The following is a 26,211-nucleotide window of genomic DNA, read 5'->3' as shown; positions in this document are numbered from 1 at the left end:
GCTAGTTCCCTTGTGCGTACGCCCGTGGGGCCCGGCCGCTCCGGGTGTTCGGGCCGGAGCGGGCACTGGGCCGTACGGGTGGAGGGGCGGGGCGGGGTCAGCGCTGGACGGGGAGTTTCGCGAGCTCCAGGGCGGCCGGCTCGGGCTCGACGTCGCTGGTGCAGTGACCGCAGCGGGAGGCGATGGCCGGGATCGCCGTGTAGCAGCGCGGGCAGTCGCGCAGGGCGGCCTTGATGTCGACCTGCTCCTGGTCCTTCTTGGCGGTGAAGCGGTCCTGCACCTTGGCCATGGGCACGACGACACAGAAGTAGAGGACCGCGGCGGTGATGAGGAAGGCGATCGCGGCGCTGACGAAGAGGCCGTAGGGGAACGTCACACCGTCGAACTTGAAGTGCGCCTTGCTGAAGTCGCCCGTTCCGCGGGTGATGATGCCGATCAGCGGCACGATGAACGCGTTGCTGAACCCGGTGACGACCGCGGTGAAGGCGGCTCCGACGGCGAGGCCGATCGCCATGGAGATGACGTTTCCGCGCAGGATGAAGTCCTTGAACCCGTTCAGCACTGCCTCTGGCTCCTCTGTGGTGATGTGAAGGTCGTATGCGCCGTGCGCGGGCATGACCTTGCCCTGTCCCGGCCGCTCCAGGCAAACCGATCTTGGAGTCGTCAGAACAGGTTGACGCCGGCGAACCTGAGGACGGTCTGCGGGGCGCCGGACAGGGCGATGCCGGCGACGGCGGTGAGGACGATCGCGGCGGTGAGGGGGGCCGGGGTGGCGCGGTGGGTGGCGGGCTGGGGCTGCTCCGTACCGTCCTCGGCGGGGCTGCGGAACAGGGCCGCGGTCCACTGGAGGTAGTAGTAGAGCGCGATCACGACGTTGACGGCCATGACGACGGCGAGCCAGCCGAGTCCGGCGTCGACGGCCGAGGAGAAGACCGTGACCTTCGCGAACAGGCCGATGATGCCGGGCGGCAGTCCGGCCAGGCAGAGCAGGAAGAAGCCCATCGCGAGGGCGGCGAGTGGGCGGGTGGCGTACAGGCCCCGGTAGTCGGCGATGCGGTTGCCCGGGTGGGTACGGGCGACGAGGGCGGCCACCGCGAAGGCGCCGAGGTTCACGACGGCGTACATCAGGGCGTACGCGACGGTGGAACCGATCTGGCGGTCGCCGGCGTACGCCGCCGCGGCGATCGGTACCAGGAGGTAGCCGGCCTGAGCGACGGACGACCAGGCGAGCAGGCGTACGGCGCTGCGGGCGCGGGTGGCGCTCTGGCGCAGCGCGGCGACGTTGCCGACGGTCATGGTGAGTGCGGCCAGGACGGCGAGGGCGGGGCCCCAGACGTCCGCGTACGGGGGGAAGGCGACCACGGTGACGAGGATGAGGCCGGAGAAGCCGACCGCCTTGCCGACGACCGAGAGGTAGGCGGCGATCGGCAGGGGGGCGCCGACGTAGGTGTCGGGGACCCAGAAGTGGAAGGGCGCCGCGGCCGTCTTGAAGGCGAAGCCGACGAGCGTGAGGGCGACCCCGGCCTGGGCCAGGGTGGAGAGCTGTCCGGGGACCTCGTCCAGGCGGGCGGCGATCTCCGTGAGGTGGAGGGTGCCGGTCGCCGCGTAGACGAAGCTGACGCCGAGAAGCATCACGGAGGTCGCGACGACGGAGGAGAGGAAGAACTTCAGCGCGGCCTCGGAGGAGCGCCGGTCGCCGCGCTTGATGCCGACGAGGGCGAAGGCGGGCAGCGAGGCGACTTCGAGGGCGACGACGAGGGTGGCGAGGTCGCGGGACGCGGGCAGCAGGGCCGCTCCGGCTGCGGAGGACAGCAGCAGGAACCAGAACTCGCCGGCCGGGAGCTTGCGGGTGTCGCCGATGGAGAGCAGCGCGGTGAGCAGGGCGCCGCCGAGTACGAGGGCCTGGATGACCAGGGTGAAGTGGTCGGCGGTGTAGCTGCAGGCGCGGGTGCCGGTGGTGAGGCAGAAGGTGGAGCGGTCGCCGTCGTGCAGCGGAATGATGAGGACGAGGGCGGCGACGAGTCCGGCGACGGCTCCGTAGCCGAGGAGCGGCTTGCGGGCCGCGGGGACGAAGAGGTCGGCGATCAGGACGGCGAGGGCGACGACCGCGACGGTGACCGGCGGCGCGATCGCGAGCCAGTCGACGGACTGGACGAGGCCGGTGGTGCCGCTCTCGGCCGCTGACTGGACGAGGCCGGTGGCGCTCTCGGCCGCTGTGGTCACGACTTGCCTCCTGCGAGAAGCTTCTGCACGGCCGGGTCGGTGAGGCCGAGGAGGACGGCGGGCCACAGGCCGGCGAGGACGGTGAGGGCCGCGAGCGGGGTCCAGGCGGCGAATTCGTAGCTCTGGATGTCGGCGACGGGGTGCGGGTCCTCGCGCTTGGCGCCCATGCAGACGCGGCGGACCACGATGAGCAGGTACGCGGCGGTGAGCAGGGTGCCGAACGCGGCGATGGACATGAAGGTGAGGAAGGCGGGGCGGCTGAGTCCCTCGGCGGGGTCGAACGCGCCGAACAGGGCGAGCATCTCGCCCCAGAAGCCGGCGAGTCCGGGCAGGCCGAGGGAGGCGACCGCGGCGAACGCGAGGAGGCCGCCGAGGCGCGGTGCGCGGCCGTAGAGGGCGGCTCCGGTGGCCCCGGCGAGGGTGTCGAGGTCGGCGGTGCCGTACCGGTCCTTGACCGCGCCGACCAGGAAGAACAGCAGGCCGGTGATGAGGCCGTGGGCGATGTTGGCGAAGAGCGCGCCGTTGACACCGGTGGGGGTCATGCTCGCGATGCCGAGCAGGACGAAGCCCATGTGGCCGACGGAGGAGTACGCGATCAGCCGCTTCAGGTCGCCCTTGGCGCCGGGCCGGGCGAGTGCCAGGCAGGCGAGCGATCCGTAGATGATGCCGGCGACCGCGAACGCCGCGAGGTAGGGCGCGAAGGTCCGCATGCCGTCGGGCGCGACGGGGAGCAGGATCCGGACGAATCCGTACGTGCCCATTTTCAGCATGACGCCCGCGAGGAGGACGGAGCCGACCGTCGGGGCGGCGGTGTGGGCGTCGGGGAGCCAGCTGTGCAGCGGCCACATCGGCGTCTTCACCGCGAGCCCGATGCCGATCGCGAGAACGGCGATGACCTGCACGGACGAGGTGAGGCCGCGGCCGTTGTCAGTGGCGAGTGCCACCATGTCGAAGGTGCCGCTCTTCAGACCGATGAGGAGCAGGCCCAGCAGCATGACGACCGAGCCGAGCAGCGTGTAGAGGATGAACTTCCAGGCGGCCGCCTGCTTCTGGGCGCCGCCCCAGCGGGCGATGAGGAAGTACATCGGGATGAGCACCATCTCGAACGCCAGGAAGAACAGCAGCAGATCGAGGACGGCGAAGGTCGCGAGGGTGCCGGACTCCAGGACGAGGATCAGTGCGACGAAGGCCTTCGGGGAGGGGCCCGCGGGCATTTTGAAGTAGCTGTAGAGCGCGCAGAGGAAGGTCAGCAGCGCGGTCAGTACGAGGAGGGGGAGCGAGATGCCGTCGATGCCGAGGTGGATGCGGACGTCGAGCGCCGGGATCCAGCTGATGTCGGTGGTGGCCTGCATCTTCGACGGGTGGTCGTGGTCGAAGCCCGCTGCCAGGACGATCGCGGCGATGAGGATCACGCCGGTGACGGTCACGCCGTGGCGGAGCACGGCCTGGTCGGGGTTCCTGCCCTTGAGCCCGGGCGGGGCCGGGAGCAGGGCGGCCACGGCCCCGACGAGCGGGCCGACGACGATGAACGCCAGAAGGAACTGCATCACGGATGGGCTGATATCGATCACGGCTCACGACCCCGCGTTGACGTTGGCGAAGACGACGGCGGCGACCGCCAGGACCAGCGAACCGGCGAGCAGTGCGCTGAGGTAGGTCTGCACGTTGCCGGTCTGCGCGCGGCGGACGGCGGTGCCGAGCCAGCGTGCGCCGGTGGCCGATCCGCGTACGTAGGTCTCGACGACCTCGCGGTCCAGGAAGCGGACGAGGCTCGCCGCGGCCTGGACGGGGCGGACGAACAGGGCCGCGTGCAGGGCGTCCAGGTGGAAGCCGGTGGCCGCGTGGCGGTGGAGCGGGCCGAGCAGCAGACGGCCGGGGTCGGCCGGGTCGGGGGCGTCGCCGGCGGTTCCGTAGGCGGCGGTGTGGCTCTCCATGGCCTCGACCTCGACGAGGGCGGGTTCCGCGTCGGGGTGGACGACGACCGAACCCATCGGGGTGCGGGCGGCGAGTGCCGTGGTGTGACGCCAGGCTCCGTAGGTGACGAGGCCGCCGACGAGGCCGACGCCGGTGGAGAGGACGGCGGTGGTCAGTGACGGGGTGAGGCTGTGTCCGTCGAACCAGTCGGTGATCACGCCGACGGTCAGTCCGAAGGCGATGGTGGGGATGGCCAGCACCCACAGCACCGAGGTCATGGCGACGGGCTGCCGGCCGTGGTCGGGGGCCTCGGCGCCGCGGCCGCGGAAGGTGAGGAGCCAGAGGCGGGTGGCGTACGCGGCGGTGAGGAGGGCGGCCAGGAGTCCGGCGATCAGGACGGTCCAGCCGGCGGCGGCCGGGGCGACGTGCCGGTCGCCGAGGGCGGTGTGCTCGGCGGCGACGAGGACGGCTTCCTTGGAGAAGAAGCCGGCGAACGGCGGGATGGCGGCCAGCGCGAGGAGGGCGACCGTCATCGTCCAGTAGGCGTCGGGGATGCGCTTGGCCAGGCCTCCCATGCGGGACATGGCGGCCAGTGAGTTGGTGCCGGCGGCGTGGATGACGACGCCCGCGGCGAGGAAGAGGACGGCTTTGAACGCACCGTGCGAGATGAGGTGGAAGACCGCCGCACCGCGGTCGCCGACGGCCAGGGCGCCGGACATGTAACCGAGCTGGCCGATGGTCGAGTAGGCGAGGACGCGCTTGATGTCGTCCTGGGCGAGGGCGGCGAGTCCGGAGCCGATCATCGTGACGGCGGCCATCACGGCGAGGACGACGAGCGCGGCACCGGATTCGGCGAAGACGGGCAGCAGCCGGGCCACGAAGTAGATGCCGGCGGCGACCATCGTCGCCGCGTGGATCAGCGCGGAGACGGGGGTGGGGCCGGCCATCGCGTCGGGCAGCCAGGTGTGCAGCGGGAACTGCGCGGACTTGCCCGCGACACCGGCGAGGAGGAGCAGTGCGATCACGGTGGGGTGGTCGAGGCCGCCGTGCGCGACGGAGCCGAGGATGCCGGTGATGCGGAAGGTGCCGGTGTCGGCGGCGAGGGCGAACAGGCCGATGAGGAAGGGGACGTCGCCGAGCTTGGTGACCAGGAAGGCCTTGAGCGAGGCGGCGCGGGCCTCGGGCGTCTCCCAGTAGTGGCCGACCAGGAAGTACGAGCAGATGCCCATGATCTCCCAGCCGACCAGGAGCACCATCAGGTCGCCGGAGTAGACGACGAGCAGCATCGCGGAGGTGAAGAGGGAGACGAGGGCCGCGTACGAGGGGTAGCGGGGGTCGTCGCGCAGATACGCGGTCGAGTAGATCTGCACACAGCTCGCGACGAGGGCGACCAGGACGGCGACGAGGACGGCGAAGCCGTCGAGGTGCAGCGCGAGGTCGATCGGGACGGAGCCGGTGGGGGTGAGCTGCGTCGCGGCGTCGATGGCCGGTCCGCCGCCCTGGCGTGCGGCGACGACGGCGGCGAGGACGAGGGAGACGAGGGAGGGCAGTACGGCGAGCGGGCGGACGTAGCCCGGTGCGGTGCGGCCGATGAGGAGGCCGGCCGCCGCGCCCAGGAACGGGAGGAGGGGGACGAGGACGGCGAGGGTCGTGGTGGTCACGCGGTGGCCTCTGCCTTCTTTGCCTTCCCTGCCGGAGCAGTGGCCTGGTCTTCGGGGGCGTCGGCGTCGCTCTCGTCGTCGTCCGGAGCGTCCGGGAGCTCTTCGGCGTCGTCGGTCTCGGCGGTGTCGCGGAGGCGGTCGATGTCGGAGCTGCCGCGGTTGCGGTAGACGGCGAGGACGATCGCCAGGCCGATACCGATCTCCGCCGCCGCGATGGCGATGGTGAACAGGGTGAGGGCCTGGCCGGAGTGCAGGGCGTCGCGCAGCCAGACGTCGAAGGCGACCAGGTTGAGGTTGACGGCGTTGAGCATGAGCTCGACGGACATCAGGACCAGGATCGCGTTGCGGCGGGCGAGCACTCCGTACAGACCGGTGCAGAAGAGGAGGACGGCGAGCACGGCGGGATAGGCGAGGTGCATCAGCTCTTGTCCTCTCGGCTTGCGCTCTCGCTGCTTGCGCTCACTCGGCCCTTGTTCGCCCGGGTCGTGGTTGCGCGGGTCGTGGTCTCACGGCTTGCGCTCTCGCGGCCCTTGCGGGACAGGACGATCGCGCCGACGAGGGCGGCGAGCAGGAGAACGGAGAGTGCTTCGAAGGGGAGCACCCAGTGCCGGAAGAGGAAGGAGCCGGTGGCCTCGGTGGAGCCCTGGGCCGGTCCGTCCAGTTCGATCCAGGTGGTGCGGAAGGCGTCCACGACGACCCAGACGAGGGTGCCGGCCGCGGCGACGGCCACCGCGAGCGCGGCCCAGCGGTTCTCCGAATCGGCGTCCGGTGAGCGGCCGATGGGGGCCCGGGTCAGCATCAGGCCGAACAGGAGGAGGACGACGACGGAACCGACGTAGATCAGTACCTGCACCCAGGCGATGAATTCGGCGGTGAGCAGGAGGTATTCGACGGCGAGACCGCCGAGCGCCACGATCAGCCAGAGGGCGGCGTGCACCAGCTGTCTGGTCGTGACGGTGACGAGGGCTGCGCCGAGGGTGGCGATGCCGACCAGGACGAAGGCGATCTCGATACCGGTCGGGGAGAGGAAGCCGGGGTTCGCGGCGGCGAGGACGAAGGCGGCTCCGGTGGCGGTCATCACTCCGGTCCCTCCTGGGCGGCTTCCTGCTCCGCCGCTTCCTGTTCGCGCTGGGCGCGGAGCTTGTCCGCCGTCTTGCGGGCGGCGGCGATCTCCTTCGGTTCCTCGGCAGCCGGGTCGAGCGCCGGCGGTTCGGGCACCGTCCACATCCACTCGCGGAGCTTGTCGCGCTCGTGGGTGAGTTCGAGGATGTCCGTCTCCGCGTACTCGAACTCCGGCGACCAGAAGAGTGCGTCGAACGGGCACACCTCGATGCAGATGCCGCAGTACATGCAGAGCGAGAAGTCGATCGCGAAGCGGTCCAGCACATTGCGGCTGCGCTCGCGCCCGCCCGGGGCCGCTGCGGGCATCGTCTCCTTGTGGGAGTCGATGTAGATGCACCAGTCGGGGCACTCGCGGGCGCAGAGCATGCAGACCGTGCAGTTCTCCTCGAACAGCGCGATGACGCCTCGGGAGCGGGGCGGCAGTTCGGGCTGCACGTCCGGGTACTGCGCGGTGACGGTCTTCTTCGTCATCGTCCGCAGGGTGACGGCGAGACCCTTGGCCAGGCCTGCGCCGGGGATCGGAGGCACTAGTTGATCGCCACCTTCACGATGCCGGTGAGCGCGATCTGCGCGAGGGCGAGGGGGATGAGCGTGGTCCAGGCGAGCTTCTGGAGCTGGTCCTCGCGCAGTCGCGGATAGCTCACGCGCAGCCAGATGACGACGAAGGCGAGGATGCCGGTCTTCAGGAGCGTCCAGACCCAGCCGAGTCCGTCGGCACCCAGCGGGCCGTGCCAGCCGCCGAGGAAGAGGACGGTGGTCAGTCCGCACAGCACGACGATGCCCGCGTACTCGGCGAGCAGGAACAGCGCGAAGCGCAGTCCGGTGTACTCGGTGTACGCGCCGAAGATGATCTCGGAGTCGGCGACGGGCATGTCGAACGGCGGGCGCTGGAGTTCGGCGAGTCCGGCCACGAAGAAGACCAGGGCCCCGACGATCTGCCAGGGCAGCCACCACCACTCGAAGGCGTTGAGGATGCCGGGCAGGGAGACGGTGCCGGCCGCCATCGCCACGGAGGCGGCGGCGAGCAGCATCGGCAGTTCGTACGCGAGGAGCTGCGCGGCGGTACGGAGGCCGCCGAGCAGCGAGAACTTGTTGGCCGACGCCCAGCCCGCCATGAGCGAGCCGAGCACGCCGACGCCCATCACGGCGAGCACGAAGAAGATGCCCGCGTCGACGACCTGGCCGACCGCGCCCTCACTGGGCCCGATCGGGATGACGACGAGGACGAGGAGGTACGGAAGCAGCGCGACGGCGGGTGCGAGCTGGAAGACCCGGCGGTCGGCCTCGGCCGGGACGATGTCTTCTTTCTGCGCGAACTTCACGCCGTCCGCGACGAGCTGGGCCCAGCCGTGGAACCCGCCGGCGTACATGGGGCCGAGGCGGCCCTGCATATGGGCCATCACCTTGTGCTCGGCCTGTCCCACGACGAGCGGGACGACCATGAACACCGCGAAGACGATGACGAGGCGGAGGGCGACGTCCAGTCCGTCGTTCACTCGGGATCGCCTCCGGCGTCGGGGGTGTCGGGTGTGGCAGATGTGTTGGGTGTGGCAGGCGTGGCGGGGGTGGCAGAGGTGCCAGGTTCGGCAGAGGTGCCGGGTTCGGCAGAGGTGCCGGGTTCGGCAGAGGTGCCGGGTTCGGCAGAGGTGTCGGGCGCGTCAGCAGCGTCGGGCCGGGGGGCTGCGGGAGCCTCGGGGGCCTCGTGCGGCGCACCGGCCTCAGGGGCCTCGTTCGGCGCACCGGCCTCAGGGGCCTCGTGCGGCGCACCGGCCTCGGAGGCCTCGGGCAGCTCAGTGGCCTCGGAGGTCGCCTGCGGCTCGGCATCCTTGGATTCGCTCGACGGGCCGTCAAACGCCGGGCGAGCGTTGTGCCACGGGGCATCCGCAGCGGCGGCCGCCGAATCCGCAGGCTTCTCAGATGTCGGGGACGCCGGATCCGCAGAGGTCGATTCCGCCGGCTTAGCCGGTGACTTCTGGCTGGCCGAGCCCTGGGACGCGCTGCGGGTACGCCGCGCAGGCGCCGTCCCGGGGGCCGCGTCCGAGACCGGAGCCGATGTCGGAGCCGATGTCGGAGCCGTCCCGGGTGCCGCGTCCGGAGCCGGGTCCGTAGCCGGAGCCGGAGTCGACGCCGTCCCGGGTGCCGGGTCCGGGGCCGGTGTCACCGGCGGCTGCTGGCCGGCCGAGCCGTCGCTCGCGCTGCGGGTGCGGCGGACCGGGCGGTCGCCCGCGGGACGGGCAGCGCGCGCCGGGCGGGCGGGGGCGGGCGGGAGCTGGCCCTTCAGCGGGCCCCACTCGTTCGGGTCGGGAACGCCGGGCGGCAGCATCGTGCGGCGCTTGGGGCCGCCGTGCTCCGACTCCCCCGGCTCCTTGGCGCCCGGCCAGGCCTTCGCCACGCGGGCCGCCAGAACGAAGTCCTTGCGCAGGGGGTGGCCCTCGAAGCCCTCGGGCAGCAGCAGCGGAACCAGGTGCGGGTGGCCTTCGAAGGCGATCCCGAACATCTCGTGGGTCTCGCGCTCGTGCCAGGCAGCGCCCGCGAAGACGTCGACCGCGGTGGGCAGCACGGCCGCCTCGTGCGGGACGGTCGTACGGACCAGCAGGCGTCGCACGGTGCCGCCGGTTCCGGGCCGGTCGGGCAGGGCGGCGACATGGGCGCAGACCCGGAAGCCGGTGCCCGGTTCGTCCACGGCGCTCAGCCAGTCGAAGTAGGTGCAGCCGAGCCCGTCGCGCGCCGTTTCGAGGGCGGCGATCCAGGACGCGGGCGGCACGTCGACCGTCAGCAGGTCGTGTGCCTGCTCCGCCGTGGCGTCCTCGCCGAAGATCTCGGTGACGGCGTCCGGCAGCCGGTCGTAGCTCTCGGCGGCGGTCACTCCCGCTCCTCCCCCGACGAACTCGCCGAATCCGAAGAACTCGACGAATCCGACGAAACGCCCGAAGTCGACGAACCCGGCACGGGCGGGGCCGCGACCAGTCCGCTGCGCAGTGCGGCGGTGGAGGGACGGGCGGCGCCGCCCGTCGCGTAACGCTCGCTCAGCGACTCGCGCGCGATCTTCTCCTGAAGCTTGAGGATGCCCTGGAGCAGGGCCTCGGGCCGGGGCGGGCAGCCGGGGACGTACACGTCGACCGGAATGATCTGGTCGACGCCCTTCGTCACGGAGTACGAGTCCCAGTACGGGCCGCCGCAGTTGGAGCAGGCGCCGAAGGAGATGACGTACTTGGGCTCGGGCATCTGCTCGTACAGCCGCTTCACCGCGGGCGCCATCTTGTCCGTCACCGTGCCGGAGACGATCATGAGGTCGGCCTGGCGGGGTCCGGGAGCGAAGGGGATCACGCCGAGCCGGATGAAGTCGTGGCGCGCCATGGAGGCGGCGATGAATTCGATCGCGCAGCAGGCGAGTCCGAAGTTGAAGACCCACAGGCTGTAGCGGCGGCCCCAGTTGAGGACCACCTTCATCGGCTCGGGCGCGAGCCGCGACAGCACGCCCAGACGCTTCGGCTCCGGAAGGAACGTGGGTACGGGTTCGGCGTCCGCCTCCGGTCCCGGCTGCGGATGGCCGGAGGACGACGGGCTCGTCACGTCCATTCGAGGACGCCCTTCTTCCATGCGTAGAGCAGTCCCACGGCCAGGAAACCGAGGAAGATGAACATTTCCACCAGCGTCGTCGCGCCGTATCCGGGTGCGGCGAAGACGGTCGCCCACGGGAACAGGAAGATCGAGTCGACGGCGAAGACCACGTACAGGAAGGCGTACACGTAGTAGCGGACCTGGGTGTGGGCCCAGCCCTCCCCCACGGGGTCCACGCCGCATTCGTACGTGAGGAGCTTCTCCGGCGTCGGGACCACGGGACGCAGCAGCCGGCCGGCTCCGAAGGCGACGGCGACGAACAGCACGCCGATCACCGCGAGCAGTCCGACCACCGAGTAGCTGTGGAAGTAGTCCGACGCGAGAACGGTCGATCCCGGCAGGTCCGCCACGTCCGTCACGTCCGCCCCTCGCTCCCTCAAACCTGTTCGACGATGTACGCACGGGAGTCTAGGCCCTGTAAAGGGACGGTAAGCAGCCGCGTCGGGGAACTGGTGGGGTTATCCCTACTTCGCCCCACCCATGAGCACCATGGCGTCCGGGTGCCGCGCCCGGCAGGGTGGGCGTATGACGATGAGCCCCCAGGTACCCGACAACGACGGGCCGCCCCCTGTCCGCTTCGCCTTCGACCGGTGGACGTGGAAGGAGGTCGCACATCTCCTTGCCAACTTCCCGGTCGCCCTCGTCGGTTTCGTCTACACGGTGTTGATGGTCGCCGTCGGCGTGGGGCTCGCGGTCACGGTGATCGGTCTGCCGCTGCTCGCGCTGGGGCTCCAGGGTTCCCGGCTGCTGGGACGGGCGGAGCGGGGCCGGGCGCGGGCGTTGCTCGGGGTGCGGATCGACGAGCCGAGCCCGATGTCCCGGGTCCGCCGGGAGGAGGGGTTCTTCGCCTGGCTGTGGTCGAGCCTGAAGGATCCGGTGGGCTGGCGCGCGGTGCTGTACTCCTTCATGCGGCTGCCGTGGGGCGTCCTCACCTTCGCGGTGACGCTGGTGAGCCTCGTGCTATGGCCGGCGCTCCCCTATACGTCCCGGCTCATGGCCAACGCGGACCGGGGCATGGTGCGCGGGCTGCTCTCGCCCTCCGACGACCTGGAACGCCGCATCGCGGAACTGGAGTCGGACCGGGGCGTGGTCGTCGACACGGCCGCAGCCGACCTGCGCCGCATCGAACGGGATCTGCACGACGGCGCCCAGGCCCGCCTCGTAGCCCTCGCCATGGGCCTCGGCCTGGCGAAGGAGAAGCTGACCGATGACCCGGAGGCCGCGGCGCGCATGGTCGAGGAGGCCCACGGCGAGGTCAAGGTGGCGCTCCAGGAGCTGCGCGACCTGGCCCGGGGCATCCACCCCGCCGTCCTCACCGACCGCGGACTGGACGCCGCACTCTCCGCCATCGCCTCCCGCTGCACCGTCCCGGTCACGGTCGGGGTGGACCTGCCCGGACGGCCCGCGCAGGCCATCGAGGGCATCGCGTACTTCACCGTCTCCGAACTGCTCCAGAACGTCAGCAAGCACAGCGGGGCACGGTCGGCGTCCGTCGACGTGTGGCGCTCGGGCGACCGGCTGCTGATCCAGGTCGGTGACGACGGGCGGGGCGGGGCGTCGATGGACGGCGGTACGGGGATGGCGGGGCTCGCGGAGCGGCTGGACGCCGTCGACGGGCTGTTCGTCCTGGACTCCCCGGCCGGCGGTCCGACGACCGTCACCGCCGAGCTGCCCTGGCGCGACCGCGAGACCGGCCTCGGGAACGAGAAGGGCGGGGCCGGCGGCCGCAAGGCCTGACCCCGGCACGCGGCGAGGCACCCAAGGATCCCGTGGGCCCTGTGGGCCTGTGGGTCCCGTGGGCCCCCGGGGCCCGATGGTAGGGAAAACCCCCGCTCGAAGAGGGATACCGCCCTCATGGTGCGCGCCCGCACGGGTCCAGCACTCTTGAAGTACGCACGGTCCGCAGACGCAGACCTGACAGACCAGCTCACGAACCGAAGCAGTCGAGTAGTCGAAGCAGTCGACGAAGCCGACGAGGCCGAACAGGCTGAGAAGCCGAAGAAACGGACGGAACCCATGGCCACCGCATACGCACGGGACACACGGGACCCTCAGCGGCCGGGAAGCGGCTCCGGGGACCGTCCCGCCACGAAGCGCGTCCTGCCGGCCCTGCTGCGTGCGCCTTTCGAGGGCAGGACCTGGCGCGAGTTCGGCTATCTGATGCTGAGCCTGCCGATCAGCATCGTGCTGTTCGTCTTCGCGGTCACCATGACGTCGCTGAGTGCCGGCCTGCTCATCACCTTTCTGGGGATTCCGCTTCTGGCCGGCGGGCTGGCCATGTGCCGCGGCTTCGGTGCGATGGAACGGGCCAGGGCGCGCGGTCTGCTGAATCTGGACGTGGCCGCCCCCGCGCCGGTGCGCGGCCGGACCGGCGGCCTGATGTCCTGGGTCGGGGCGGTCCTGAAGAGCGGGGTGTCCTGGCGGCATCTCCTCTACGCGCTGCTGCACTTCCCGTGGGCGGTCTTCGCCTTCGTCGTCTCGCTGACCATGTGGGCGTGGGGCTGGGCGGCCCTGACCTACCCGCTGTGGCACTGGATCTTCCCGACGCACGTGGGGGTCAGCGGCGTTCAGCTGTACGGGGACGCCACCCACCAGGTCTACCTGGACTCCGACCTCGAACTGGGGGCGACCAGTGCCATCGGGCTGGCGGTCGTCCTGGTCACCCCGTGGATCATCCGCGGTCTCACCTCCGTGGACCGGCTGATGGTGGCCGGGCTGCTGAGTCCCTCCCGGCTGGCGACGCGCGTCACGGAGCTGGAGTCGGACCGGGGTGTGGTCGTCGACACGGCCGCCGCCGACCTGCGCCGCATCGAACGGGATCTGCACGACGGCGCCCAGGCCCGCCTCGTCGCCCTCGCGATGGATCTGGGGCTGGCGAAGGAGAAGCTGACGGACGACCCGGAGGCCGCCGCGCGCATGGTCGACGAGGCCCACGGCGAGGTCAAGGTGGCCCTCCAGGAGCTGCGCGACCTCGCCCGGGGCATCCACCCCGCCGTCCTCACCGACCGCGGACTGGACGCCGCACTCTCCGCCGTCGCCTCCCGCTGCACGGTCCCGGTCACGGTCGAGGTCGACCTGACGTCCCGCCCCGCGCAGGCCATCGAGGGCATCGCGTACTTCACCGTCTCCGAACTGCTCCAGAACGTCAGCAAGCACGCCCGCGCCACTCGCGCCTCGGTCGACGTGTGGCGGTCGGCCGACCGGCTGATGCTCCAGGTCACCGACAACGGGCGCGGTGGCGCCGACCTGACATCGGGCAGCGGACTGGCCGGGCTGACCGAGCGGCTGGACGCGGTGGACGGGATCCTGGTCGTCGACTCCCCGGTGGGCGGCCCGACGAAGGTCACGGCCGAGCTCCCGTGGCGCGGCTGACCCCCTGCCCGTACCCGGCCGCCGGGCGGACCCGCACACCGGGCCCGCCCGGCGGTCTGTTGTGCGGCGGCCCGTTGTCCGGCGACTTGGTGTCCGGCGCCCCGCGAGGAACGGTCCGCCGGGACGCAACCCGGCGAACGCTCACGACGTCACCGCTGATACGGGATGCTGGACAGCAACGGCATTCGGGTGGGAACAGCGAACAGTGGGGAAATCAGCGTCGTGGTGGAGGACAGGGTGCGCGTGGTCATCGCCGAGGATTCGGTACTGCTCCGGGAAGGACTCACCCGGCTGCTGACCGATCTCGGGCATGACGTCGTGGCCGGCGTCGGGGACGCGGAGGCGCTGATCAAGACGGTGAGCGACCTCGCCGGGCAGGACGCGCTGCCCGATGTGGTGGTCGCCGATGTGCGGATGCCGCCGACCCATACCGACGAGGGCGTGCGGGCCGCGGTGCGGCTGCGCAAGGAGTACCCGGGGATCGGGGTGCTGGTGCTTTCGCAGTACGTGGAGGAGCAGTACGCCACCGAGCTGCTGGCCGGGTCCACCCGGGGTGTGGGCTATCTGCTGAAGGACCGGGTCGCCGAGGTACGGGAGTTCGTGGACGCGGTGGTCCGGGTGGCGCAGGGCGGAACGGCGCTGGACCCCGAGGTGGTGGCGCAGTTGCTGGGCCGCAGCCGCAAGCAGGACGTGCTGGCCGGGCTGACGCCTCGCGAGCGCGAGGTGCTCGGGCTGATGGCCGAGGGGCGGACGAACTCGGCGGTGGCCAGGCAGCTGGTGGTGAGCGACGGCGCGGTGGAGAAGCACGTCAGCAACATCTTCCAGAAGCTGGGGCTGTCCCCCAGCGACGGCGACCACCGGCGGGTGCTGGCCGTGCTGACCTATCTGAACTCCTGACAGAGCACTCCGGGCCAAGGACTCCCGGCCGGGGACTCCTGACAGAACACTCCCGGCCGAGGACTCCCGATGGAGCACTGGCAGAGCACAGAGCCATCCCGATGGCGCACCCCCGGCAGAGCACTCCCGATGAAGCCCATCCCGATGGAGCAGCCAGAACCCCTGATGGAGCACCCAGTTATCTGACACCCTGTCAGATAACTGCCGGGGCGCCCCCCCGGCAGCACCCGGACGGTGAACAGGTGATCCGCTCCCGGGTGTCTCCAGCGAGGGTCCGACGGGGAACCAGGCGGCTGGTGAATCATGACGGAACAGCGCCGATAAGCGTCTCAAAATGCCGTCCACCATGTGATCGGCCAGAGGTAGGCGACCCTTACAGACGTAGGGTGGGGCGCGGGACCGCCGGCGGGCCGGATGGTTCCGAGCCGCCGCGCCGAGGGAGGTCCAGTAAGTGACCAGCCAGGTCAGTAGCCCAGCCGAACAGGCCGATGAGGCCAGTGAGGCGCTCGTAGGGGGACAGCGTGCCCCCCAGTCCGCAGCAGCAGGAACCGGCGAGAAAGAGATCCGCCGTCTGGACCGGGTGATCATCCGCTTCGCGGGCGACTCCGGTGACGGCATGCAGCTCACGGGTGACCGGTTCACCTCGGAGACGGCGTCCTTCGGGAACGACCTCTCCACGCTGCCGAACTTCCCCGCCGAGATCCGGGCCCCCGCAGGCACCCTGCCGGGGGTCTCGTCGTTCCAGCTCCACTTCGCCGATCACGACATCCTGACCCCGGGCGACGCGCCGAACGTACTGGTGGCGATGAACCCGGCCGCACTCAGGGCCAATATCGCCGATGTGCCGCGCGGCGCCGAAATCATCGTCAACACCGATGAGTTCACCAAGCGGCCGATGGCGAAGGTGGGCTACGCGACCAATCCGCTGGAGGACGGCTCGCTGGAGGCGTACAACGTCCATCCGGTGCCGCTGACCACGCTCACGATCGAGGCACTGAAGGAGTTCGGGCTCTCCCGCAAGGAGGCCGAGCGCTCCAAGAACATGTTCGCGCTCGGGCTGCTCTCCTGGATGTACCACCGGCCGACCGAGGGAACCGAGACCTTCCTGCGGGCCAAGTTCGCCAAGAAGCCGCAGATCGCCGAGGCGAACGTGGCCGCGTTCCGGGCCGGCTGGAACTTCGGGGAGACCACCGAGGACTTCGCGGTCAGCTACGAGGTGGCCCCGGCCACGCAGGCCTTCCCCACCGGCACGTACCGCAATATCTCGGGGAACCTCGCCCTGTCCTACGGTCTGATCGCCGCGGGCCGGCAGGCGGATCTGCCGGTCTATCTGGGCTCGTACCCGATCACCCCGGCGTCCGACATCCTGCACGAGCTCAGCAAGCACAAGAACTTCGGCGTACGCACCTTCCAGGCCGAGGACGAGATCGCGGGCATCGGCGCCGCGCTGGGCGCCGCCTTCGGCGGTGCGCTCGGCGTGACGACCACGTCGGGGCCGGGGGTGGCGCTGAAGTCGGAGACCATCGGCCTCGCCGTCTCCCTCGAACTGCCGCTGCTGATCATCGACATCCAGCGCGGCGGCCCGTCCACCGGACTGCCCACCAAGACCGAGCAGGCCGACCTGCTCCAGGCCATGTACGGGCGCAACGGCGAGGCCCCGGTGCCGATCGTGGCCCCGAAGACCCCGGCCGACTGCTTCGACGCGGCGCTCGACGCCGCCCGGATCGCCCTGACCTACCGCACCCCGGTCTTCCTGCTCTCCGACGGCTACCTGGCCAACGGCTCCGAGCCCTGGCGCATCCCCGAGGTCGACCAGCTCCCGGACCTGCGGGTGCAGTTCGCGGGCGGCCCGAACCACGAGCTGGCCGACGGCACCGAGGTCTTCTGGCCGTACAAGCGCGACCCGCAGACACTGGCCCGCCCCTGGGCGGTCCCCGGCACCCCCGGTCTCGAGCACCGCATCGGCGGCATCGAGAAGCAGGACGGCACCGGCAACATCTCGTACGACCCCGCCAACCACGACTTCATGGTCCGCACCCGCCAGGCCAAGATCGACGGCATCGAGGTCCCGGACGTGGAGGTCGACGACCCGGCGGGGGCGAAGACCCTGGTGCTCGGCTGGGGTTCGACGTACGGCCCCATCACCGCCGCGGTCCGCCGGCTGCGCGCCGCCGGACGCCCCATCGCGCAGGCACATCTGCGCCACCTCAATCCGTTCCCGCGGAATCTCGGCGAGGTGCTGAAGCGTTACGACAAGGTGGTCGTCCCCGAGATGAACCTCGGGCAGCTGGCCATGCTCATCCGGGCCAAGTACCTGGTGGACGCGCACAGTTACAACCAGGTCAACGGCATGCCGTTCAAGGCCGAGCAGCTTGCGACGGCCATCGAGGAGGCCATCGATGCCTGAGACCAACGAACTCCTGTCGCTGGTGCCGAAGTCCGAGGCCAAGCAGTCCATGAAGGACTTCAAGTCCGACCAGGAAGTGCGCTGGTGCCCCGGCTGCGGCGACTACGCCGTCCTCGCCGCCGTGCAGGGCTTCATGCCCGAGCTCGGGCTGGCGAAGGAGAACATCGTCTTCATCTCCGGGATCGGCTGCTCCTCCCGTTTCCCGTACTACATGAACACGTACGGGATGCACTCCATCCACGGCCGCGCCCCGTCCATCGCGACCGGACTCGCCTCCTCCCGGCGGGACCTGAGCGTCTGGGTGGTCACCGGTGACGGCGACGCGCTGTCCATCGGCGGCAACCACCTCATCCACGCGCTGCGCCGCAACGTGAACCTGAAGATCCTGCTCTTCAACAACCGGATCTACGGGCTGACCAAGGGCCAGTACTCCCCGACCTCCGAGGTCGGCAAGATCACCAAGTCGACGCCGATGGGTTCGCTGGACGCGCCCTTCAACCCGGTGTCCCTCGCCATCGGCGCGGAGGCGTCCTTCGTCGCCCGTACGGTCGACTCCGACCGCAAGCACCTCACGAGCGTGCTGCGCGCGGCGGCCGACCATCCGGGTACGGCGCTGGTGGAGATCTACCAGAACTGCAACATCTTCAACGACGGCGCGTTCGAGGTCCTCAAGGACCGGGAGCAGGCCGAGGAGGCGGTGATCCGGCTGGAGCACGGGCAGCCGATCCGCTTCGGCGCGGACGGTGCGAAGGGCGTCGTACGGGACTCACTGACGGGTGATCTGAAGGTGGTCGCGGTCAGCGAGGAGAACCAGTCGCAGATCCTCGTCCACGACGCGCACGCCGCGTCGCCGACCACCGCCTTCGCACTCAGCAGGCTGGCCGACCCGGACACGCTGCACCACACCCCGATCGGGGTGCTGCGCAGCGTCGAACGGCCGGTGTACGACACGCTGATGGCGGACCAGCTGGACACCGCCGTGGAGCAGAACGGCAAGGGCGACCTGGGGTCGCTGCTCGCGGGCAACGACAACTGGACGGTCGTCGGCTGACGCCGGTCCGTTCCTGATGCGCCGGCCGGCCCGCCCTCGGGCCCGGCCGGCGCTTCGCGTTGCGACGGGACGTTCACGGGCCGGCCGGCGATTCGGGCCCCGGCCGGGGTGCCCGCCTCAGGCGGAGCGTTCCTGCTTGCGCGCGTCGTACGCCGTGCGCGCCTCGTCCACCGCGCCCAGCTGCCGCTCCGACCAGCGCGCCAGGGCCCACACCTGCTCGGCGGCCTCCCGTCCCAGCCCGGTGAGCGCGTAGTCCACCCGGGGCGGGATGACCGGCTTGGCGTCCCGGTCCACGAAGCCGTCGCGCTCCAGGGTCCGGAGTGTCTGCGCCAGCATCTTCTCGCTGACGCCGCCGACCTCGCGGCGCAGTTCGCTGAAGCGGTACGGGCGCTCCAGCAGGGCGGCGAGCACGAGGACGCCCCACCGGCTGGTGACGTGTTCCAGCACCAGCCGGGAGGGGCACATCGGCTGCCGTACGTCCGGCCGGTACTCCTGACTGCTTACTCCCATGCCAGTACCTTACCTCAAAGTGGGTACTTTCCTTTAGTTAGCGCCAACCGTAAGGTGGGTGTCAGAGAGCGCGAACGGGAACATGAGCATCCAAAGAGGGAGAACCCCATGAGCATCGTCGTCACCGGAGCCACCGGAGAGCTCGGCAGCCTCGTCGTCGAGCAGCTGCTGGCCACCGTCCCCGCGAGCGGGATCGCCGCCGTCGTCCGCGACAAGGAGAAGGCGGCCGGCCTCGCCGCCCGCGGCGTCGAGCTCCGGATCGCCGACTACGACCGGCCCGAGACGCTGGCCGACGCCTTCCGGACCGGCGACCGGGTGCTGCTCATCTCCGGGAACGCGGTCGGCAGCCGGGTCGCCCAGCACACCGCCGTCATCGACGCGGCCAAGGCGGCGGGCGTGGCGCAGCTCGCGTACACCGGCATCCTGGGCGGCCCCGAGGCGGACTTCGAGCTGGCCGCCGAGCACAAGGTGACCGAGCAGCTGATCCTCGGCTCCGGCCTGCCGTACACCTTCCTGCGCAACGGCTGGTACACCGAGAACTACACGGCGAACCTGGCACCCGTCCTGGCCCACGGCGCCGTCGTGGCCAATGCGGGCGACGGCAGGGTCGCCTCCGCCACCCGCGCCGACTACGCCGCCGCGGCCGCCGCCGTCCTGACCGGCGAGGGCCACCTGGGCAAGGCCTACGAGCTGAGCGGGGATGTCGCCTGGTCGTTCGCGGAGTACGCAGCGGAGGTCGCCAGGGCGTCCGGCGAGACGATCGTCCACAAGGACGTCCCGGCCGCCGTGCACCAGGAGATCCTGGTCGGCGCCGGCGTGCCCGAGGGCTTCGCGGCGATCCTCACCGACGTGGACGAGGCGGTCCGGCGCGGCCGGCTGGCCGGCACCAGCGGCGAACTGGCCCGGCTGATCGGCCGCCCGACGACACCGCTCGCCGAGACCGTCGCCGCCGCGGTCGCCGCGCGGTAACGGGGACACGGCAGGGAGCCCACGGCGGACCCGGGTCCGGTGTCATGACCGTCTGGCGATACGGCAATGACACCGGGCCCCGTCGGCGCTACCTTCGTCTGGTCGACGCAGTCGTTGACGGACACCTGCCAGGAGGGGCCCGTGAAGGGGACGAACGAACAGCGGGCCGGACTGCTGTCCGGGTTCAGCGCCTACGGCCTGTGGGGACTGGTCCCGCTCTTCTGGCCGCTGCTGAAACCGGCCGGCGCGATCGAGATCCTGGCCCACCGCATGGTCTGGTCCCTCGGCGTCGTCACCGTCGCCCTGCTGGTGCTGCGCCGCTGGTCATGGATCGGTGAACTGCTGCGGCAGCCGCGGAAGCTGGGGCTGATCACCGTCGCCGCGGCCGTGATCACCGTCAACTGGGGCCTGTACATCTGGTCCGTGAACAACGGCCATGTCGTCGAGGCCTCGCTCGGCTACTTCATCAACCCCCTGGTCACCATCGCCATGGGCGTCCTGCTCCTCGGCGAACGGCTGCGCCCCGTGCAGTGGGTGGCGGTCGGCACCGGCGTCGCGGCGGTGCTCGTGCTGGCGATCGGGTACGGACAGCCGCCGTGGATCTCACTGACCCTGGCGTTCTCCTTCGCCACGTACGGACTGGTGAAGAAGAAGGTCAACATGGGCGGTCTGGAATCGCTCACGGCCGAGAGCGCGGTGCTCTTCGTGCCCGCGCTGGGCTATCTGCTGTGGCTGGGCGCCCGGGGCGACGCGACGTTCGTCTCCGGCGGCGCCGGGCACGCGGCCCTGCTGGCCGCGACCGGCGTGGTGACGGCCGTGCCGCTGATCCTGTTCGGGGCGGCCGCGATCCGCGTACCGCTCTCCACGCTCGGACTGCTCCAGTACCTGGCCCCGGTCTTCCAGTTCGCGCTCGGAATCGTGTACTTCCACGAGGCGATGCCGCCGGAGCGGTGGGCCGGGTTCGGGCTGGTCTGGCTGGCGCTCGCCCTGCTGACCTGGGATGCGCTGCGGACAGCACGGCGTACGCGGGCACAGGCGCAGGCCGCACGACTGGCCGCGGCGGCCAGGCCGGCCACGACGGAGACTCCGGCCGCAGCCACGACGAAGACGCCCGCCCCGGCCACGACGGAGACCCCCACCCCCACCTCAACTACAACCTAGTTGCTTTTTTAACTCGGTTACGTTTCCATGAGGGCCCCGGAAACGCCGACCGAGGAGTCACCCATGCCCGCTTCCCCGACCACCGTGCTGATCGTCGGCTCCGGACCGACCGGACTGACCCTGGCCATCGATCTGGCCCGGCGGGCCGTCGGCGTACGGATCATCGACAAGGCCCCGGACTTCCCGCGCAGCTCCCGGGCCAAGGGCCCCAATCCGCGCTCGCTGGAGGTCCTGGAGGACCTCGGAGTCGTCGACGAGATCCTGGCCTCGGGGTCCGCGCCGCTGCCGATGCGCAAGTACCGGGGCGGGGTGCCGATCGCCGACGCCGACCCGTTCGCCGACGCGCGTCCGGCGCCGGACGCCCCCTACGACCGCTCCTGGCTGATCGCCCAGTGGCGGCTGGAGGAGATCCTGCGGGCCCGGCTCGCGCAGTACGGCGTACGGGTCGAGCTCGGCGCCGAGCTGGTGGGGCTCACCGAGGCCGGCCCGTCCGTGACCGCCGAGCTGGCCGGCGGCGGGGAGATCGAGGCGCGGTACGTCGTCGGCTGCGACGGCGGCCACAGCACGGTGCGCAAGCTGCTCGGCGTGCCCTTCGAGGGGAAGACGGACGAGTCCCGGGCCATGGTCTGCGGCGATGTCGAGGTGCAGGGGCCGGACCGCGGCATCTGGCACCAGTGGTTCGACGAGGACGGGGCCGTGATGCTCTGCCCGATCCCGGGTACGCGGTCGGGCTGGTGGTTCCAGGCCGGCCCCGAGACCGACGCCTCGGGCGCCCCCGTACCCCCGTCGCTGGAGAGCTTCCAGCGGCTCTTCGCCAGGCACACACGACTGCCGGGCGCCCAGCTGTCCCGGGCCTCGCTGCTCTCCACCTACCGCGTCAACGAGCGCATGGCGGACCGCTACCGGGTGGGCCGGGTGTTCCTGGCGGGCGATGCCGCGCACGTGCACTCCATCGCCGGCGGACTGGGCATGAACACCGGCATCCAGGACGCGTACAACCTCGGCTGGAAGCTCGCCCGGGTCGCCTCCGGGCGGGCGGAACCGACCCTGCTCGACACGTACGAGGAGGAGCGGCTCCCCGTCGCCGCCCACGTCCTGGACCTCAGCGGCGAACAGTTGCGGGCCACTCTGGAGGCGATCAAGAAGCCGGGCGGCGGCCTGGACTCGGCGATCTCCGCGCAGACCAGCGGCCTGGGCAACGGCTACCGCTGGAGCTCCCTGGCCGGCGACGGCGCCACGGCCCGGCTGCGCGCGGGCGACCGCGCCCCGGACGCGCCCTGCCACGACGCGGCCACGGGAGCACCGCTCCGGCTGTTCGAGACCTTCGCCGGACCGCACTTCACCCTGCTCGGCTTCGGCGCGGGCACCGCCCGGACGGTACGGGAAGCGGCCGCCGCGCACGGCGACGACCTGCGGGCGCACACGGTGGACGCGGGCACCGCGCTCGGCCTGACCGACGACGAGGGGCACGCCCGCGCGGCCTACGGCATCGGGCCGGACGAGGACGTGCTGGTCCTGGTCCGCCCGGACAACCACATCGGGCTGATCACCCGGGCCGCGGACGTCCGGGCGGTCGGGGAGTATCTGCGCGGTGCGGCATTGGAGCGAGCTTAAGCGCGTCACGTTGGGTAATCCACCGCTAACGCACTGCTTATCATTTCCTCATACTTATGACCCGACCTCCGCGCACCTCCGGACCGTCACGCACGCTCCTGCGCACCGCGACCGCCACCGCCGCCCTGTCCGCCCTGTCCGTCCTCGCCTGTGGAATCGCTTCCACCGCCGGCGCGGACGACAGCGTGCAGACCGTCAACCCGTCGGGCCTCGGCCCGACGGGTCCCTGGCTCCGGCTCCAGGAGACCGCCCCCGACCGGGACCCCGGCATCCAGGAGGTCTCCCCGAAGCCCGACCCGGTCCAGCTGAACGGCAGCCTGCACCTGGCCATCGGCGCCGGCGAACAGGCCCAGGCCGCCCACTACTTCAACGCGACCTGGACCCCCGAGCCCATGCAGCCGATCCTGGACGCGGGCATCTCGTACTGGGCGTACACCTCCACCGAGGGCTCCAGCGCCACGAACATCGGCGCGAACCTCCAACTCCCCGCGTCCTGCGGCGGATTCACCACCCTGTCCTTCGAGCCGGGCAGCAACACGGACGAGCAGGGCGACGCGCTGAAACCGGACACCTGGCAGAGGTACGTCTTCACCGCCGACTCCGTGATGCGGACCTCGAACGCCGTGGCCGGCATCCCGGCGGGCGGGAGCGCCCCGCTGTCGCACTTCATCGAGAAGTGCGAGGGGGCGTACGGCGTGATCGCCAACATCGGCCGCCTCGGCGATGCCGACGCCACGCTCAACACGTACGTCGACAACATCACCGCCAAGGGCACCATCTGGGACTTCGCGGTCACCGGCCGCGCGTCCGCCGCGCTCACCGTCCCCGAGACGATCCAGGCGGGGGACGACCCCCGTCCGGCCGACGCCTCCTACACCGACCCGGCGGACGGACCGGAGTACCCCGGCATCGGCACGCACCTGACGTTCGACGGACCGAACGGTCTCCGGGCCGACCAGCTGACCGTCATGTCCGCGGACTCCGAGGTACCCCTGACCGAGCAGCCGGACGGAACGCTCACCGGCGAACTGCGGACCGACCTCCGGGCGGGCGGCACGCTGGAGCCCGGCGGAGAGGCGGGCGCCGCGTTCACCCTCGCCGCCGGCGAAGAGGCACCCACGGGCCGGCTCAAGGTGACGGCCGAACTGACCGTCACCATCGCCGGAGTCGACGGCCCGCAGCGCACCGGAGTGAGCGCGACGGACCACACCTGGATCACGGCCGCCGGCAAACCCCACCCGCAGCCCACGTACACCCACCACCCGAAGCCGACTCCGACGTACACCCACCACCCGAAGCCCACCCCCACATGGACCCACCACCCCAAGCCCACTCCGACTCCAACTCCGACGTACACCCACCACCCGAAGCCCACCCCCACATGGACCCACCACCCCAAGCCCACTCCGACTCCAACTCCGACGTACACCCACCACCCCAAGCCCACCCCCACATGGACCCACCACCCCAAGCCGACCCCCACTTACACCCACCACCCCAAGCCGACCCCCACTTACACCCACCACCCGAAGCCGACTCCCACTCCGACCCCGACATACACCCACCACCCCAAGCCGACCCACCCCCCGAAGCCGGCCCCCACGCACACCCACCACCCCAAGCCCACCCCCACGCCCACCCCGCCCGGTGACGGCAACAACAACGGCAACTGGGGCGGCGGCAGCGGCGGCTCCGGCAGCGGTCCCATCCCGAACGGACCGGTCGACGCGGGCGACGGCTCCACCGCACTGACCGGGGGCAGCGCCTCCTCCGGCATGACCGGTACGGGCCTGGCAGTCGGCGCGGCCGGGGCGGCCGGCCTGCTGGCAGTGGCGGGTGCCGCTCTCGGCGGGCTCCGCACGGTGCGGCGCCGGCGCGGTTGAGCACCCGTACTCCGCGGGAGCGGCCGTCACGGCGGTCCCTCCCGCGCCTGATCGCGGCGGCCGGGCTGATCCCGGCCGCCGCGGCGGCCCTCGCCCTGTTCCCGGCCTCGCCCCTGACGGAGCCCGGGACCGGCACGGCCGCCCGGTCCGGTCCGGTGCCCGCACCGACACCCGCGGCGCCCCTGCCCTCCTCCCGCCCCGTCCGCGTCGACATCCCCGGCCTCGGGGTCAGCGCCCCCCTGGTGGACCTGACCCTGGACAGCCGGCGCAAGCTCGGCGTACCCGACCCGGCGGAGCGCAATCTGGCGGGCTGGTACCGGGACGGGGTGACGCCGGGCTCCCCCGGCAACGCCGTGGTGGTCGCCCACGTCGACACCCCCACCGGCCCGGCCGCGTTCGCCGGACTCGACACGCTGCGCCCCGGCGCGACGGTGGACGTACGCCGGGCGGACCGGACGGTCGCCACGTTCCGCATCTACGCGATCGAGGAGTTCGAGAAGGACGACTTCCCCAGCACCCGCGTCTACGGCCCGACCAAGGACGCCCAGCTCCGCCTGCTCACCTGCGGCGGCGTGTACGACCCCGCCGCGGGCGGCTACCAGTCCAACGTGGTGGCCTTCGCCCGGCTGATGTCGGTCAAGCCCCCGGAACCCGGCGTCCCGGACAAGAATGGCTCCCATGACTCTTGAGTGGAAAGTCGTCGTCGACGCCGCAGACCCGCACGCCCAGGCCGGATTCTGGTCCGCGGCCCTCGGCTACGAGATCGAGGACAACAGCCCCCTGGTCGAACGCCTCCTGGGCCTCGGAGCCGTACCGGAGGCGATCACGACGACCGCGCACGGACGCCGGGCCTGGCTCGACCTGGCCGCGGTGCGGCACCCGGACGATCCGTACGAGCAGGAGAGCGGTACCGGGCTCGGGCGGCGGCTGCTCTTCCAGCGCGTACCGGAGCCCAAGACGGTGAAGAACCGCCTCCACCTGGACCTGCACGCCGGACCGGAGCGACGCGAGGCGGAAGTGTCCCGGCTGGAGGTCCTGGGCGCGAAGGTGCTCCGCAAGGTCGCGGAGCCGGGCGGGACATGGACGGTGCTCAGCGACCCGGAGGGCAACGAATTCTGCGTGCAGTAGCGGCATCGGTATCGGCAGCAGCTGCTTCATTGGGCTCCGCCCGCCAACTGGCGTGCGGAGCCCACCCGTTGATCTTGTCTTCGTAAACCTCGTTGCCGCCGGCCGGACCGGTCGGATAGGAAGTTCGCATGCTAAAAGGCAGCAAGATCGGGCTCAGGGCCCGGCACGAGGGCGACATCCCGGTCCTGACCGCCGAGCTCTACAACGACGTGGTCAACGCCTCGCGGGCCGAAGGCGAGCCCTGGCGGCCGGTCGCGGCGGATTCGAGCGACCCTCGGCTCGCGGTGACCAACAAGGAGCAGGGAAACGTCCCGTTCTCCGTGGTGGAACTGGACGGCGGCACGCTGATCGGCTCCGCGAACCTGTGGGGCATCGACACGCACAACCGGTCCGCGCACATCGGGCTGGGGCTGCTGCCGTCCGCACGCGGCAAGGGCTACGGGACCGACGTGGTCGCGACGATGTGCACCTACGGCTTCGTCGTGCGCAGCCTGCACCGGCTGCAGATAGAGACGCTGTCGGACAACACCCCGATGCTGCGCTCCGCCGAGCGCAACGGCTTCGTCCGCGAGGGAGTACTGCGCTCATCGGCCTGGGTGATGGGCGAGTTCCTGGACGAGGTCCTGCTCGGCCTCCTCGTCGAGGACTGGAAGCCGGGGCCGGGGAACTGAACACCGG

At 71.2% G+C, this 26,211-nt stretch carries 24 protein-coding genes; 12 read left to right on the top strand and 12 right to left on the bottom strand.

Features of this window, described 5'->3' with window-relative positions; all coding sequences use genetic code 11:
• Nucleotides 1-97 precede the first annotated feature (97 nt).
• The 11 genes from mscL to OG782_RS22270 form a co-directional block, all read right to left on the bottom strand.
• Nucleotides 98-562 carry a large conductance mechanosensitive channel protein MscL gene (mscL, locus tag OG782_RS22320; RefSeq protein ID WP_326738074.1) on the bottom strand — a complete coding sequence of 155 codons (465 nt, stop codon included), beginning with the start codon at nucleotides 560-562 and terminating at the stop codon, nucleotides 98-100.
• Nucleotides 563-663: 101 nt separating this feature from the next.
• Nucleotides 664-2,130: an NADH-quinone oxidoreductase subunit N gene (locus OG782_RS22315; RefSeq protein ID WP_406459216.1), complete on the bottom strand. Its 1,467-nt coding sequence runs from the start codon at nucleotides 2,128-2,130 to the stop codon at nucleotides 664-666.
• A gap of 89 nt (nucleotides 2,131-2,219) precedes the next feature.
• Nucleotides 2,220-3,770, bottom strand: coding sequence for a NuoM family protein (locus tag OG782_RS22310; RefSeq protein WP_406459214.1), 1,551 nt, complete (start codon nucleotides 3,768-3,770; stop codon nucleotides 2,220-2,222).
• A 27-nt stretch (nucleotides 3,771-3,797) separates the two neighbouring features.
• Nucleotides 3,798-5,798 (bottom strand): NADH-quinone oxidoreductase subunit L, encoded by a 2,001-nt coding sequence (locus OG782_RS22305; RefSeq protein WP_406453631.1) that lies wholly within the window; start codon nucleotides 5,796-5,798, stop codon nucleotides 3,798-3,800.
• Nucleotides 5,795-6,217 carry an NADH-quinone oxidoreductase subunit NuoK gene (nuoK, locus tag OG782_RS22300; RefSeq protein ID WP_406453630.1) on the bottom strand — a complete coding sequence of 141 codons (423 nt, stop codon included), beginning with the start codon at nucleotides 6,215-6,217 and terminating at the stop codon, nucleotides 5,795-5,797. Before nuoK ends, OG782_RS22305 begins: the two co-directional genes overlap by 4 nt.
• Complete coding sequence (locus OG782_RS22295) at nucleotides 6,217-6,876, bottom strand: NADH-quinone oxidoreductase subunit J (protein ID WP_406453628.1); 660 nt, start codon at nucleotides 6,874-6,876, stop codon at nucleotides 6,217-6,219. Before OG782_RS22295 ends, nuoK begins: the two co-directional genes overlap by 1 nt.
• Nucleotides 6,876-7,448 (bottom strand): NuoI/complex I 23 kDa subunit family protein, encoded by a 573-nt coding sequence (locus OG782_RS22290; RefSeq protein ID WP_406453626.1) that lies wholly within the window; start codon nucleotides 7,446-7,448, stop codon nucleotides 6,876-6,878. Before OG782_RS22290 ends, OG782_RS22295 begins: the two co-directional genes overlap by 1 nt.
• Entirely contained in the window at nucleotides 7,448-8,416 is a 969-nt protein-coding gene (locus tag OG782_RS22285; protein WP_406453624.1) for an NADH-quinone oxidoreductase subunit H, read from the bottom strand. Before OG782_RS22285 ends, OG782_RS22290 begins: the two co-directional genes overlap by 1 nt.
• Nucleotides 8,413-9,786: an NADH-quinone oxidoreductase subunit C gene (locus OG782_RS22280; RefSeq protein WP_406453622.1), complete on the bottom strand. Its 1,374-nt coding sequence runs from the start codon at nucleotides 9,784-9,786 to the stop codon at nucleotides 8,413-8,415. Before OG782_RS22280 ends, OG782_RS22285 begins: the two co-directional genes overlap by 4 nt.
• Entirely contained in the window at nucleotides 9,783-10,499 is a 717-nt protein-coding gene (locus tag OG782_RS22275; protein WP_406453621.1) for an NADH-quinone oxidoreductase subunit B, read from the bottom strand. The genes OG782_RS22280 and OG782_RS22275 overlap by 4 nt, the downstream gene beginning before the upstream one ends.
• Entirely contained in the window at nucleotides 10,490-10,891 is a 402-nt protein-coding gene (locus OG782_RS22270) for an NADH-quinone oxidoreductase subunit A (protein ID WP_406459212.1), read from the bottom strand. The genes OG782_RS22275 and OG782_RS22270 overlap by 10 nt, the downstream gene beginning before the upstream one ends.
• A gap of 175 nt (nucleotides 10,892-11,066) precedes the next feature.
• On the opposite strand from OG782_RS22270, the gene OG782_RS22265 reads away from it, so the two are divergent.
• From OG782_RS22265 to OG782_RS22245, 5 genes are all read left to right on the top strand, one after another.
• On the top strand, nucleotides 11,067-12,278 hold the full coding sequence (locus tag OG782_RS22265) for a sensor histidine kinase (protein WP_406453619.1): 1,212 nt from the start codon (nucleotides 11,067-11,069) through the stop codon (nucleotides 12,276-12,278).
• A gap of 279 nt (nucleotides 12,279-12,557) precedes the next feature.
• On the top strand, nucleotides 12,558-13,913 hold the full coding sequence (locus OG782_RS22260) for a sensor histidine kinase (protein ID WP_406453617.1): 1,356 nt from the start codon (nucleotides 12,558-12,560) through the stop codon (nucleotides 13,911-13,913).
• Nucleotides 13,914-14,150: 237 nt separating this feature from the next.
• Entirely contained in the window at nucleotides 14,151-14,810 is a 660-nt protein-coding gene (locus tag OG782_RS22255) for a LuxR C-terminal-related transcriptional regulator (protein ID WP_406459210.1), read from the top strand.
• A gap of 451 nt (nucleotides 14,811-15,261) precedes the next feature.
• Complete coding sequence (locus OG782_RS22250; RefSeq protein WP_406453615.1) at nucleotides 15,262-17,217, top strand: 2-oxoacid:acceptor oxidoreductase subunit alpha; 1,956 nt, start codon at nucleotides 15,262-15,264, stop codon at nucleotides 17,215-17,217.
• On the top strand, nucleotides 17,210-18,268 hold the full coding sequence (locus OG782_RS22245) for a 2-oxoacid:ferredoxin oxidoreductase subunit beta (protein ID WP_406453613.1): 1,059 nt from the start codon (nucleotides 17,210-17,212) through the stop codon (nucleotides 18,266-18,268). The genes OG782_RS22250 and OG782_RS22245 overlap by 8 nt, the downstream gene beginning before the upstream one ends.
• A 117-nt stretch (nucleotides 18,269-18,385) precedes the next feature.
• Here OG782_RS22245 and OG782_RS22240 read toward each other — a convergent pair whose 3' ends face one another.
• Nucleotides 18,386-18,778 (bottom strand): winged helix-turn-helix transcriptional regulator, encoded by a 393-nt coding sequence (locus tag OG782_RS22240; protein ID WP_406453611.1) that lies wholly within the window; start codon nucleotides 18,776-18,778, stop codon nucleotides 18,386-18,388.
• A 108-nt stretch (nucleotides 18,779-18,886) separates the two neighbouring features.
• Here OG782_RS22240 and OG782_RS22235 point away from each other — a divergent pair, with 108 nt between their 5' ends.
• From OG782_RS22235 to OG782_RS22205, 7 genes are all read left to right on the top strand, one after another.
• The gene (locus OG782_RS22235) at nucleotides 18,887-19,747 is read left to right on the top strand and encodes an SDR family oxidoreductase (RefSeq protein ID WP_406453609.1); all 861 of its coding nucleotides are present in this window, start codon (nucleotides 18,887-18,889) and stop codon (nucleotides 19,745-19,747) included.
• 141 nt (nucleotides 19,748-19,888) lie between these two features.
• Nucleotides 19,889-20,908: an EamA family transporter RarD gene (gene rarD, locus OG782_RS22230; RefSeq protein WP_406453607.1), complete on the top strand. Its 1,020-nt coding sequence runs from the start codon at nucleotides 19,889-19,891 to the stop codon at nucleotides 20,906-20,908.
• 63 nt (nucleotides 20,909-20,971) lie between these two features.
• Nucleotides 20,972-22,522: an FAD-dependent monooxygenase gene (locus tag OG782_RS22225; protein WP_406453605.1), complete on the top strand. Its 1,551-nt coding sequence runs from the start codon at nucleotides 20,972-20,974 to the stop codon at nucleotides 22,520-22,522.
• Between the two features lie 56 nt (nucleotides 22,523-22,578).
• The gene (locus OG782_RS22220) at nucleotides 22,579-24,405 is read left to right on the top strand and encodes a hypothetical protein (RefSeq protein ID WP_406453603.1); all 1,827 of its coding nucleotides are present in this window, start codon (nucleotides 22,579-22,581) and stop codon (nucleotides 24,403-24,405) included.
• On the top strand, nucleotides 24,402-25,094 hold the full coding sequence (locus OG782_RS22215) for a class F sortase (protein WP_406453601.1): 693 nt from the start codon (nucleotides 24,402-24,404) through the stop codon (nucleotides 25,092-25,094). The genes OG782_RS22220 and OG782_RS22215 overlap by 4 nt, the downstream gene beginning before the upstream one ends.
• Nucleotides 25,075-25,533 (top strand): VOC family protein, encoded by a 459-nt coding sequence (locus tag OG782_RS22210; RefSeq protein ID WP_406453599.1) that lies wholly within the window; start codon nucleotides 25,075-25,077, stop codon nucleotides 25,531-25,533. The genes OG782_RS22215 and OG782_RS22210 overlap by 20 nt, the downstream gene beginning before the upstream one ends.
• A gap of 128 nt (nucleotides 25,534-25,661) precedes the next feature.
• Nucleotides 25,662-26,204, top strand: a complete 543-nt coding sequence (locus OG782_RS22205) for a GNAT family N-acetyltransferase (protein WP_406453597.1) — start codon at nucleotides 25,662-25,664, stop codon at nucleotides 26,202-26,204.
• Nucleotides 26,205-26,211 lie beyond the last annotated feature (7 nt).

The sequence above is a fragment of the Streptomyces sp. NBC_00876 genome, assembly GCF_045207435.1.
Classification (GTDB): domain Bacteria; phylum Actinomycetota; class Actinomycetes; order Streptomycetales; family Streptomycetaceae; genus Streptomyces.
Note: the sequence above shows the minus strand (reverse complement) of the source record. Positions and strands in the feature narration are given on the sequence as shown.